This window comes from Pantoea nemavictus (assembly GCF_037479095.1).
GTDB lineage: Bacteria > Pseudomonadota > Gammaproteobacteria > Enterobacterales > Enterobacteriaceae > Pantoea > Pantoea nemavictus.
The window spans coordinates 1,423,708-1,435,449 of record NZ_JBBGZW010000001.1 but is presented as its reverse complement, the minus strand read 5'-3'; the positions used below and the strand labels follow the sequence as shown (position 1 = coordinate 1,435,449).

Sequence of the window (11,742 nt, the reverse complement as noted above, 5' to 3'; positions counted from 1 at the left end):
TTAGCCCACCAACTGCGCGGCCTGCTGAAAGATCAGCTGGGTGAAGTCGATCAGCTGCGTCAGCATCCATTTACCGGCAAACACCAGTACTAACAGCGTCATGATCAGACGCGGCAGAAAGCTCAGCGTCTGTTCATTGATCTGGGTGGTGGCCTGAAAAATGCTCACCAGCAGACCGGTGATCAGGCTCGGCACGATGGCCACGGCGGAGATGATCAGCACCAGTTTCAGGCCTTGCGCCAGAATGTCGCCAGCGACGTCGATATTCATCATAATCCCAGCCCCTGCACGCTTTGCGTCAGCGTGCCAACAATCAGCGACCAGCCGTCACAGAGAACAAACAGAATCAGTTTGAACGGCAGCGAGACAATCAGCGGTGACAGCATCATCATCCCCATTGCCATCAAAATGCTGGCGACGATCAGGTCGATCACCAGGAACGGGATGTAGATCATAAAGCCAATTTTGAAGGCGGTTTTCAGTTCGCTCAGCACAAAAGCGGGCGCGATGATGGTGAGATCCTGCGCTTCCGGCTCGCCCGTAGCGTTAGCGATGGTCATGATCTGCGCCAGCGAAGTGCTGTGCGTTTGCGACAGCATGAATTTTTTCAACGGCACCTGACCGGTACTCAGCGCCTGCTGCAGGCTGATTTCGTTGTTTTGATACGGCAGCACCGCGTTGTCGTAGACGTTGGTCCACACCGGACGCATCACCAGCAGCGTCAGCACCAGCGCAATACCGGTCAGCACCTTATTCGGCGGGCTTTGCTGCAGGCCAATCGCCTGGCGCAGTAGCGCCAGCACGATAATAAAGCGGGTAAAGCAGGTCATCATCAGCATCATGATCGGCAGCAGGCCGAGCAGCGTCATCAGAATCAGAATTTCAATTTTTACGCTGTACTCCTGGCCGCCATTGGCGGAGGGCACAGCGGAGAACAACGGCAGTCCGTTCTGTTCTGCCAGCGCCAGCGATGGCACCAGCAGCAGGCCGGCCAGCGCCAGCCCTCCTTTAATCCAGCCGGAATTGCGCATCATCATTAGCCCGCCAGTTCGCTGAGATCGCTGTTGTTGAACTCAATCAGGCGCAGGCCATATTTATCGTTCAGCACCACCACTTCGGCTTTACCAAACAGAATGCCATTCACTTTGACGTCCAGCGGCTCACCGGCCAGTTTATCCAGCTCGATCACTGAGTCGTTGCCGACGCCAATCAGGTCGGCGAGGGAAATCTCCACCGACGCGACTTCCAGCGTCAGCGTGACGGGAATGCGGCTGAACAGCGCCAGATTACGCGGTGCGTCACGCGTGACGGCAGTAACGGGCTCGGCTACCTCGGTATCCGGCTGGTTTTCCAGGGAAAAATCGAGGTCCAGCGCATTGGCTAAATCGTTTAAATCGCTCATGTTATTCACTCGTACGGTCACTGAATTCGGAGAAAAAGAGTTTGCCGCGCTCTTCGCAGATTACGGCGCTAAACAGCGGTTGATCGCCAACCAGCAGGGGAATACGGTCATTCATGGCAAACGGCAGCACGTCGTTGGGTTTCAGGCGCGCCAGGTCAGCCACCGTCATCGGCAGCGTCGCCAGGCGACCGCGCAGACGCACCGGTAACTGTTTAAAACTGTGCGGGCTGGTCGGCACCGGCGTATTGCGATTGCTATCAGCAGGCTGACGCAGCGTGCTGAGTAAACGGTCAACGTGCGCGGCATCCAACAGCAGTGAGAAATTGCCGTTGCTGTAACCATCAAGGAAGAAATCCACGCGATACGACCACTGGGTTAATAACGAAGCCGGATCGGGTTTAATGGTCAGCGCTTCGGTAAACAACTCATCGCCACAAATTAAATGCACCAGCTCGCTGGCCAGTTTCATTTGCAGACGCTCTTCCGTTTTGGTTACCGGAAAATTATCTGCGGTTAATTGGTGCTGCTCATCACGTGATAATCCGTAATAGTCATGCAGGATATTCAGCAACAAGGTGCGGTCGAGGCAAAATGCCAGGTTGCCCAGCTCAGAGCTAAAAATCGTTGCCTGCTTAACGGCGCAATCCATCTGAAATTGCATATCACGCAAACTCACATCGACGCGAAACTTCTTCAGGAAATAGATGCTCAGCTTGGCGTCTAAGCGATCGCTGTTATCTTTAAAAACTTTAGGGACCTTATGATAAGGGCGACCTAGTTTATTGACTTCCAGCTTCATCAGTTCGGGCTGATTCTCTGGCGTATAAATTCTCATCCGATTGGATTTCGTACGCATCTTCATGCTTCCGTCCGTCAGGGGTTAACCTGTCTTATATATAGAATGAATGCGATCCCGCTAAACATTTCCCTGCCAGGGTTGAGTCTTGCTTTATCAGACTTAACCTAATTAGGAATCTTCTATGTTTTTTTGGCGAGATGTTTTCTCAGGCGCAAATTAAAGCTTTTCTGGATGATTAAAACAAGGTGGCAAAACTTATTAATCCATTAATTTAAAACGCACATTAATATTAATTAAATTGATTAACTTATTGATAATAAAAGATTAATGTTTTAATACTGCGAAGATGATAGCTAAGAATGTTCTGATGCGTATACTCAGCGCACATCACAGGCGGAACCAGCAATTCGACATCATTACCTGGCTTAAGCTAAGCCGATTCTTAATAGCGAATAGTCTGGTGTTCACCTTATTAAAACGCATAAACCCAGATGCGTAATAAGGAAGGTCTTTTTTCATAAAGACGCAGATATTAATCGGTTCTTAGGAAATCTTTCATCTATGAATATGGCTGAATCAATGCAGAAGAATAATGATGAACGTTTTATTGCTCAGGCAGCATCGAGTGTAAATCTGTTTGCGCTGGCGCAACGTGTGGCAAAGTTCAACGTGCCGGTTTTGATTACCGGTGAAACCGGCACCGGTAAAGAGTGCGTGGCGAAATATATTCATCAGCATGCTTTTAATGAGTCGGCACCTTACGTCGGTGTTAACTGCGCCGCTATTCCTGAAAATATGCTGGAAGCGATTCTCTTCGGTTATGAAAAAGGCGCCTTTACCGGTGCGGTGAGTAGCCAGCCGGGTAAATTCGAATTGGCCAATGGCGGAACCTTATTGCTGGATGAAATTGGCGATATGCCGTTAGCGCTGCAGGTGAAATTGCTGCGTGTATTACAGGAGCAGGAAGTTGAGCGCCTCGGTAGCCATAAAAAGATTCCGCTCGATATCCGTTTAATTGCCTCCACCAATAAAGACCTGGAAGTGGAAATTGCTGAAGGGCGTTTTCGTCAGGATCTGTTTTACCGCCTGTCGGTGGTGCCGATGCATATCGATCCGCTGCGTGAACGCACCGCCGATATCCTGCCGCTGGCCGAGCGCTTTATCGAAAAATATCAGGCCTTCGTCAAACACCGCCCGCGCATCACCGAGTGTGGCCGCCAGGCGCTGCAAAGTTACAGCTGGCCGGGCAACGTGCGCGAGCTGGAAAACATTGTGCAGCGCGGCCTGATTATGTGCGCCGACGGCGATCTGCACGCGGGCTGCTTTAACCTGAAAATCAGCACCGCCTTGCTGCCCGAAGTGATGGTCCAGCAGCTGGGTGACGCGGCCAACGCCGACGAATGCCAGATTAAGAGCCACGGCCGTCGCGCCGAATCGCAATACATCCTTGACCTGTTGAAACGCCACCAGGGCAACAAATCCAAAACCGCCGAGTTTCTTGGCATTACTCCGCGCGCGCTGCGCTATCGACTGGCCTCAATGCGCGAGCAGGGCTTTGACCTCGGCTGCGCCTGATAAAAGAGAACTACGCAATGTTAGACAAACTTCCCGCTATTGGCGTGCAGGGCAACATGCTGGCCGAGATGCAACGTATGCAGCTGCAAGCGCAAACCAGCCCGATCGCGCCTGCCGGTCAAACGGTTTCGCTGGGTACACCGAGTTTCACTGATGTGCTGAAGGGGGCGGTCGGTAACGTTGATCGTCAACAGCAAGTGGCTTCGCAGAAGCAAACCGCCATCGACATGGGCCTGAGTGATGATTTGAGTGGCGCGATGATCGAAAGCCAGAAAGCCAGCGTGGCCTTCTCGGCGCTGATGCAGGTGCGCAACAAGCTGCAACAGGGCTTCGATGAAGTCATCAATAGTCCACTGTAAATGGAGCTGAGTCGTGCTGGATAAATTACACACACTGTTGCCGGCGAAGGTGCTGGCAATAGTGAAAAAATGGCTGCTCCCGGCGGCGATTGCTGCGGTGATCACCGCGGTGATCGTGGCGCTGTTGTGGCAGAGCAATAACAAGTGGACCACGCTGTTCGGCTCGCAGGAGAACCTGCCGATGTCTGAAGTGGTGGAAACCCTGAGCGGCGAAGGCTTGAGCTATCGCGTCGCACCTGACAGCGGCATGATTCTGGTGCGCGAAGGTGATTTACCGCAGGCGCGCATGGCGCTGGCGGCGAAAGGTATTCGTGCGTCTTCGCCGGATGGCTACGAGCTGATGGACAAAGAGGAGATGCTCGGCAGCAGCCAGTTCGTCCAGAACGTGCGTCTGCGCCGCAGCATGGAAGGCGAGCTGGCGCAGAGCATTATGGCGCTGGACAGCGTGGAGTACGCCCGCGTGCACCTCGGTATTTCGGAAACCAGTTCGTTCGTGCTTTCCAATAAACCGAACAGCACCGCCTCGGTGGTATTGCGCCTCAAATACGGTCGCCAGCTGAGCGATGAACAGGTGGGCGCGATTGTCAGCCTGGTTGCCAACAGCGTGCCGGGCATGAAGGCGGAACAGGTCAGCGTGGTGGACCAGAAAGGGGGGCTGCTCTCAGCCAATATCGCCGAGCAACTCAACGGCCGTCCTGGCCTGCGTAATAGCGGCGAGATGGTGCAGCAGATGCGTGAACAGATTGAGCGCAACATTGCCAACCTGCTGGTGCCAGTGCTGGGACACGAAAACTTCCGCGTCAGCGTGGTGCCGCGCGTTGATTTCAGCCAGGTCGAAGAGACGCAGGAGCGCTTCCTGAATGAACCGCGCGTGGCAAGTGAACAGCTGGCACAGGACAACACCACGGAGCAGCTGGCGGTCGGCATTCCCGGTTCGCTGAGCAATCGCCCGGCGAATGCGCCCGCACAGAACAACGCGCAGCCGCAGCTGTCAACGCGCAACCAGGCGCAGCGCCAGTTCAACTGGGATCGCGATATCCGCCATATCAAACATCAGGGCTATCAGGTGCAGAAGCTCACCGTTGCCGTGGTGCTGAATCAAAATGCGGCGGTGGTGCAGGGCTGGAACGCGGAAAACCAAACGCAAATCAATGCGCTGCTGACCAAAGCTGCCGGTATCGATAGCCAACGCGGCGATGAGTTGTCGCTGGCGCTGCTGGCCTTCAGTCAGCCGGACGTTCCTGAGGACGAGATTACGCCATGGTGGGAACGCGATAGCACCTTGCTGTGGGCGGAGCGCGGCGGCATTGGTCTGCTGGCCCTGCTGGTGATTCTGTTTGGCCTGCTGCCGATGATGCGCCGCGTGGCGCGTCAACCCGCAGCCAATGAAGCGCTGGCTAACAGCGTGGTGGAGCCCGAAGCGACGCCAGAAGGGGACGAGGAGACACCGGCGCTGCCAGGCAGCAGCTTTAACGGCGACGACAACTTGCCGCCGCAGAGCTCCGGCCTCGAAACCAAAATCAATCATCTCCAAACCCTGGCGCAGAGCGAAACCGATCGCGTCGCCGAAGTGTTGAAACAATGGATCAGCAGCAATGAGCGAAGCAACAGAAAGTAAAACCAGCAAAAGCAGCGAGCCGTCCACCAAGGTGCGCTCGCGTCTGGAGCAGGCGGCCATCGTGCTGCTGAGCATTGGTGAAGAGGCCGCGGCCCAGGTGATGAGCAAGATGAGCCGCGAAGAGGTGTTGCGTTTGTCAGAAACCATGGCGCGCCTGCATGGCGTTAAGTTGACGCATGCGCGGCTGGCGATGAACAACTTTTTCCAGGAGTACCGTGAACAAAGTGGCATCAACGGCGCCTCGCGCAGCTATCTGCGCAACATTCTTGAACGTGCCCTCGGCGGTGAAATTGCCCGCAGCGTGATCAACGGCATTTACGGTGACGAGATTCGCCATCGCATGGCGCGCTTGCAGTGGGTGGATACGCCGCAGCTGGCGGCGATGATCGCCCAGGAACATCTGCAGCTGCAGGCGGTATTCCTCGCCTTCCTGCCGCCGGATGTCGCCGCCGGTGTGCTGGCGCAGCTGGATGAGTCACGTCAGGACGAGATTCTTTATCGCGTCGCGCGGTTGGACGACATCAACCGCGATGTAGTGGATGAACTTGATCGCCTGATCGATCGCGGCGTGGCGGTGTTGTCAGAGCACGGTTCGAAAGTGCAGGGCATGCGTCAGGCCGCCAACATTGTTAACCGCATCAGCGGCAATCAGCAGGCGCTGCTGGCACAGCTGGAGATGCGTGATGAGGCGGTGGTGGATGAGCTGAAAAGTGAAATGTACGAGTTCTTCATCCTCAGCCGTCAGAACAGTGCGGTTCTCCAGCGTCTGCTGGAAGAAGTGCCGATGGATCAATGGGCTGTGGCGCTGAAAGGCACCGAGCCTATGTTGAGCCAGGCGATTTACGAGGCCATGCCGCGCCGTCAGGTGCAGCTGTTGCAAAACACCACCTCGCGCCTCGGCCCGGTGCCGATCAGCCGTATTGAGCAGGTGCGCAAAGAGATCATGGCGCGCGTGCGTGAACTGGCGGAAAGCGGCGAGATCCAGATTCAGCTGTTTAGCGAACAAACGGTGGAGTAAGCCATGACCAGCAAACAGATGCGTTTGCATCAGTTTCCGCCGCTGCGCAAAGCCTGGCAGCGCGCGGATGAATCAGGCGTGCCCGCCGATGCGGCCACGCTGCAACAGCAGTTGATGGATGGTTTTCAGCAGGGCATCAGCGATGGCTTTACGCAGGGGCTGGAGCAGGGCACGAGTCAGGGTTTCCAGGAAGGTCTGCAGCGTGGGCGCGATGAGGGCCAGCAGCAGGGTTTTGACAGCGGTAAGCAGCAGGCGCTGGATCACTTCCTGGCCGCCGCGACACCGCTGGATGCGCTCAGCGTGCAGCTGCAGCAGCAGCTGGATGAACACGAGCAGCGGCGCAAAAGCGAATTGTTAGCGCTGGTGGAAAAAGTCACGCGTCAGGTGATTCGCGTTGAGCTGGCATTGCAGCCTTCGCAGCTGCTGGCGCTGGTCGACGAAGCGCTGAGCAGTTTGCCCGAGCTGCCGAAGCAGCTGCGGGTGCTGATGAATGCGGAAGAGTTCAGCCGCATCAAGGAGCTGGAGCCGCAGAAGGTGAAAAGCTGGGGCCTGGTCGCCGATAGCGAGATGGAGCCCGGTGAGTGCCGCATTGTGACCGACGCCAGTGAAATGGATATCGGCTGCAATCAGCGTTTGAGCCAGTGCATGAGTGTGCTGCAGGAGAATTTGTAGGGCGGTGCGGTTTGATGCCCTCACCCTAACCCTCTCCCACAGGGAGAGGGGACGATTTAGCTCCCTTGTCGAATGGGAGAGGGGACTAAATACTCCCTCTCCCGCAGGGAGGGGGACTAAATACTCCCTCTCCCGCTTGCGGGAGAGGGCTGGGGTGAGGGAAAAACCGCACAAAACCAACAGGAACCATCATGACGCAATCCTTCAACAACCTACTGCAATCGCTGGAAAACATCCCGTTGGCGCGCGTCGCCGGACGGCTGGTGCGCGTCAACGGCATCCTGCTGGAGAGCGTCGGCTGCCGCCTGGCGGTTGGCCAGCGCTGCAACGTGGAGCAGGCCGACGGCACGCTGCTGGCGGCACAGGTGGTGGGATTCGATCGTGACGTCACCTGGCTGATGCCGTTCAAAAGCCCGGAAGGTTTGATCGCCGGCGCCCGCGTTTTTCCTCAGGAGAAGCAGGGCGACATCCTGATTGGCACCAGCTGGTTAGGACGCGTGGTCAACGGCCTCGGCGAACCGATCGACGGCAACGGCAAGCTGGGCGGTAGCGATGTGCTGCCGACGCAACCGACGCAAATCCATCCGCTGACGCGTAAAGCGGTGGCGGAACCGCTCGATGTGGGCGTCAACGCCATCAACGGCCTGCTGACCATCGGGAAAGGTCAGCGCGTGGGACTCATGGCCGGTTCGGGTGTGGGTAAAAGCGTGCTGCTCGGCATGATCACTCGCAGCACCAATGCGCAGGTGGTGATTGTCGGCCTGATTGGCGAGCGTGGCCGTGAAGTGAAAGAGTTTATCGATCACTCACTTGGGCCGGCCGGGATGGCGAAATCGGTGGTGGTAGCTGCACCGGCGGATGAATCGCCGCTGATGCGCATGAAAGCCACGGAGCTGTGCCACACGCTGGCAGCCTGGTATCGCGATGCTGGTTATGACGTGCTGCTGCTGGTGGATTCGCTTACGCGTTACGCCATGGCACAGCGTGAGATTGCGCTTTCGCTGGGAGAACCGCCCGCCACCAAAGGCTATCCGCCTTCGGCGTTTGGCATCATTCCCAGGCTGGTGGAGAGCGCCGGTAATAGCGCATCGCACGGCAGCATGACGGCGATTTACACCGTGCTGGCCGAAGGCGACGATCAGCAAGATCCGATCGTTGACTGCGCGCGCGCGGTGCTGGATGGCCACATCGTCCTGACGCGCCAACTCGCGGAAGCGGGCCACTATCCGGCGATTGATATTGGGCAAAGCATCAGCCGCTGCATGAGCCAGGTGACGAATAAAGATCACCAGCTGGCGGCGCGCACCCTCAAGCAGCTGTATGCCGATTACATGGCGATCAAACCGCTGCTGCCGCTCGGCGGCTATGTGGCGGGCGTGGATGCGCAGGCCGACCGCGCGGTGCGCCTGCAGCCCGCCATTACCAGTTTCCTGTGCCAGACGGTGGATCAACCCGCCGCGCTGGCGCAATCCATTAATGACCTGTTGGCTCTGAGCCAGGCATAAGGCCAGTCATGATCAGAAAACAGAAAATGATCGCCACCCTGACGCAGCTGCGTGAGATGCGCGAACGCAAAGTGAACGATCTGAGTAGCCAGCTGGCGCAGCAAAAACAGCTGGTGTTGCGCTATCAGAATAATATCTCGGCGCTAAACCGTTTAGGCAGCGGCACCGGCGCAGAAGTGGCGGATGCCACGCAGCTCAGCAATCTGGCGCGCTACAAAGCCAATATTCAGCGGGTGATCGCCTGGCAAACCCAGGCGTCGGCGCTGGCAGAAAAACAGCAGGATGCGTTGCAATCTGAACTGATCAGCCACGCGTGTCAGGAGAAAACTGTATCGCTGGTGCTGGAGCAGCAGCAGCAGGCGCTGATGCAGGCGCGTCAGCAGCAGCAGCAGAAGCTCACCGATGCCCAGGCGATGCAGTGTTGGCTGCGCAACCGGAGAAAATTTGCATGAACAACCCGCTCTTTACCCAGCTGATGGCCAAACGCCAGCCGCTCAAACAGGGCGAGCTGCCGTTTATTAGCGTTGTCACGCCAACCTGGAATCGCCGCGCGTTTCTGCCTTATCTGCTCTATATGTTCCAGTATCAGGATTATCCGGCCGATCGCCGTGAACTGGTGATTCTGGATGATTCAGCCGAGAGCAGTGCTGAGCTGGTCGCCACGCTGACGCGCTATGCACCGCACCCGGAGCTGATTCGCTATTACCATCTCAGCGAACGCCTCACCATTGGTGCCAAACGTAATCGGGTCAATGAGCTGGCGCGCGGTGAATACATTGTTTGCATGGACGATGATGACTTCTATCGTCCCGATAAGCTCAGTTACACCATCAACGAGATGCGCCGTCACAATGCGCTGTTTGCCGGTTGCCACGTGATTCCTATCTGGTACAGCCACGTTAACCGCATCTTTATGAGCAGCGACCAGGGTAAACGCAACGTGCTGAACGGCACCTTTGCCTATCATCGTAACTTCCTGAAAAAGCACCGTTACGACGACAGCGCCACCCTCGGCGAAGAGCAGGGCTTTACCCACAATTTTACCGCGCCGGTGCTGCTGCTCGATCCGTGGCGCTCGATTCTCTGCGTCTCGCACAGCAGCAATACCTTCGATAAAGACTTTGTGCTGGGCAGTTGTGAAGCGCAGCACATCACACTGGACGAGGCGGTGCCCGACGCATTTGTGCGCAAATTTTATCAGCGCCTGCATCAGGCACCGCTATCGCAGCAGCCGGACTGGATGTTTTTCCATCGCGTCGTACTGGTGGGTGAGGACGACGCCTTGCTGTCAGCCTTCAACCACAAGCTGCTGGCTGCCGGTTTATCGGCCGCGCAGGTGGAATGCATGGCGCCGGTGGAAGGGGACGCGCGGCTGACGCATTTGGCCGTCACGCAGCGTGCCCAACGTGAGAACTGGCCGAACTATCTGCTGCTGGACAGCCGTCTCGATTGGGTACGTCAGCAGCGTTGTATTGATGCGCTTAACCGCCTGCTGCGCGCGCTCAAGCACATCAGCTGGGATGGTTTTCATCTGGCCGCCGAAATCGAGGCCGGCAACATTCTGACCCAGCTGCCGGGCGTGATCAGCGCCAGCGTGCAATCACTGCCGCATTTGGCCTGCTGCGTTAATCAGCAAGCCTATGCACCATTAATCGAACGTTTACAGGATCAACTGGCGAAAGCTGGTTATCTCAATACCGCAGACCTGCGCTGGTTTGCCCTTTACCCCAGCATGTTTTTCCGTAGCGAAGACGACGATGGGCAGGCATGTACGGCGCGCTTTTTCCGTAAATTAGGTGTCGTACCGCACGTCGGTGCACAGGAGCCACAATGAATACCGCAAACAGTTATACCCCGGAATATGTCACGCGCATCCAGGCGCAGCCCTGGAACTGCCAATGTGCAGGGTGCAACGGTGACAAGCCGCTGCGCCAACTGCGCTGGCGTGAAGAGCAGCGCGCCAGCGCCGAGCTGAGCTGCGATAGCGCGGCATCCGCCATTTTATTTGATCACCATGCCTTCGCCTTGCAGCATACGCTTGCCGCTGCCCAGGATGCGCCAGCGCTCTGCACGCGTCTGCAGGTGCTGAATCAGCAGGCGATTTTCATGCTGGGGAATGAGGATGCACCGCTGGCGGAGAAGCTGTATGCCACCGGCGTATTGGTGAGTAAATGTCAGTCGCTGCAGCAACCGGAGGAGATTCAGCAGGTCGGTGAAGAGCTGCTGATGCTGATGAACAGCGGCCTGCTGGCGGAAGCGTTCGCCACGTTACCGGCCATCGATGTTTATCCGCTGGCGGCGTTGCGTCAGCTGGCGCAGGTTGAGCTGGATGCCGATCTCGATCCTTTAACCGGAATGACGCTGGTGATGAAGTTAAATGAGCTCGCCATGCTGAGCGATGCGCAGCTGTTGCCGTTGCTGAGTGAACTGCGTGACGATGCTCAGGTGCAGGCGTTTATGCTGCAGAAGAGTCAGGTATGGCGTAACTATCTGTTATGGAACGCTTATCACGGTGTCTTCCCAGGCAGCGCGGATGCGCAGTGGGAAACCGCGTTCCTTACGCTGTGCCAGCGGGTTTTTGGCATGCAGGTGATTATCAGCCTGTTGCTGACCGAGCAGTGCGATCTGGATGATGAGACGCTGGCTGCGCTGTTCGCCGCCTGGCAGCGTCAGTCGCTGCCAGCGCTGAGCGAAGAAAATGCGCTGCTGATTGGGTTGTCGTTGCTGAAATAATCGAACGGGTCGTCCTTTGTGGCGACCCGTTTTGTCTTTACGCGCCGCAGAAAACAAAAAA

At 56.8% G+C, this 11,742-nt stretch carries 13 protein-coding genes; 9 read left to right on the top strand and 4 right to left on the bottom strand.

What is annotated here, in order from left to right; genetic code table 11:
* The 4 genes from fliQ to WH298_RS06460 are packed head-to-tail and all read right to left on the bottom strand — an operon-like array spanning position 1 to position 2,264.
* On the bottom strand, positions 1 to 273 hold the full coding sequence (gene fliQ, locus WH298_RS06475) for a flagellar biosynthesis protein FliQ (protein WP_009128104.1): 273 nt from the start codon (positions 271 to 273) through the stop codon (positions 1 to 3).
* Positions 270 to 1,037, bottom strand: coding sequence for a flagellar type III secretion system pore protein FliP (fliP, locus tag WH298_RS06470; protein ID WP_180822493.1), 768 nt, complete (start codon positions 1,035 to 1,037; stop codon positions 270 to 272). The genes fliQ and fliP overlap by 4 nt, the downstream gene beginning before the upstream one ends.
* The gene (gene fliN / locus WH298_RS06465) at positions 1,037 to 1,402 is read right to left on the bottom strand and encodes a flagellar motor switch protein FliN (protein ID WP_009128108.1); all 366 of its coding nucleotides are present in this window, start codon (positions 1,400 to 1,402) and stop codon (positions 1,037 to 1,039) included. The genes fliP and fliN overlap by 1 nt, the downstream gene beginning before the upstream one ends.
* A gap of 1 nt (position 1,403) precedes the next feature.
* The gene (locus tag WH298_RS06460; RefSeq protein ID WP_009128109.1) at positions 1,404 to 2,264 is read right to left on the bottom strand and encodes a FliM/FliN family flagellar motor switch protein; all 861 of its coding nucleotides are present in this window, start codon (positions 2,262 to 2,264) and stop codon (positions 1,404 to 1,406) included.
* Between the two features lie 516 nt (positions 2,265 to 2,780).
* On the opposite strand from WH298_RS06460, the gene WH298_RS06455 reads away from it, so the two are divergent.
* The 9 genes from WH298_RS06455 to WH298_RS06415 all read left to right on the top strand — a co-directional run bounded on the left by WH298_RS06455 (position 2,781) and on the right by WH298_RS06415 (position 11,681).
* Complete coding sequence (locus WH298_RS06455; protein WP_238344416.1) at positions 2,781 to 3,776, top strand: sigma-54 interaction domain-containing protein; 996 nt, start codon at positions 2,781 to 2,783, stop codon at positions 3,774 to 3,776.
* A gap of 17 nt (positions 3,777 to 3,793) precedes the next feature.
* A complete protein-coding gene (gene fliE / locus WH298_RS06450) occupies positions 3,794 to 4,135 on the top strand; it encodes a flagellar hook-basal body complex protein FliE (protein ID WP_009128111.1) in 342 nt (113 codons plus the stop codon).
* A 13-nt stretch (positions 4,136 to 4,148) separates the two neighbouring features.
* Positions 4,149 to 5,753 carry a flagellar basal-body MS-ring/collar protein FliF gene (gene fliF, locus WH298_RS06445; RefSeq protein WP_180822492.1) on the top strand — a complete coding sequence of 535 codons (1,605 nt, stop codon included), beginning with the start codon at positions 4,149 to 4,151 and terminating at the stop codon, positions 5,751 to 5,753.
* Positions 5,731 to 6,771, top strand: coding sequence for a flagellar motor switch protein FliG (locus WH298_RS06440; RefSeq protein WP_009128113.1), 1,041 nt, complete (start codon positions 5,731 to 5,733; stop codon positions 6,769 to 6,771). The genes fliF and WH298_RS06440 overlap by 23 nt, the downstream gene beginning before the upstream one ends.
* Before the next feature lie 3 nt (positions 6,772 to 6,774).
* A complete protein-coding gene (fliH, locus tag WH298_RS06435) occupies positions 6,775 to 7,443 on the top strand; it encodes a flagellar assembly protein FliH (RefSeq protein ID WP_180822491.1) in 669 nt (222 codons plus the stop codon).
* A 191-nt stretch (positions 7,444 to 7,634) separates the two neighbouring features.
* The gene (gene fliI, locus WH298_RS06430; protein WP_180822490.1) at positions 7,635 to 8,948 is read left to right on the top strand and encodes a flagellar protein export ATPase FliI; all 1,314 of its coding nucleotides are present in this window, start codon (positions 7,635 to 7,637) and stop codon (positions 8,946 to 8,948) included.
* Positions 8,949 to 8,956: 8 nt separating this feature from the next.
* Positions 8,957 to 9,400, top strand: coding sequence for a flagellar export protein FliJ (locus tag WH298_RS06425; protein ID WP_009128116.1), 444 nt, complete (start codon positions 8,957 to 8,959; stop codon positions 9,398 to 9,400).
* Positions 9,397 to 10,782: a glycosyltransferase family 2 protein gene (locus WH298_RS06420; protein ID WP_202883435.1), complete on the top strand. Its 1,386-nt coding sequence runs from the start codon at positions 9,397 to 9,399 to the stop codon at positions 10,780 to 10,782. The genes WH298_RS06425 and WH298_RS06420 overlap by 4 nt, the downstream gene beginning before the upstream one ends.
* Positions 10,779 to 11,681, top strand: a complete 903-nt coding sequence (locus tag WH298_RS06415; protein WP_009128118.1) for a hypothetical protein — start codon at positions 10,779 to 10,781, stop codon at positions 11,679 to 11,681. Before WH298_RS06420 ends, WH298_RS06415 begins: the two co-directional genes overlap by 4 nt.
* The last annotated feature ends 61 nt before the right edge of the window (positions 11,682 to 11,742 follow it).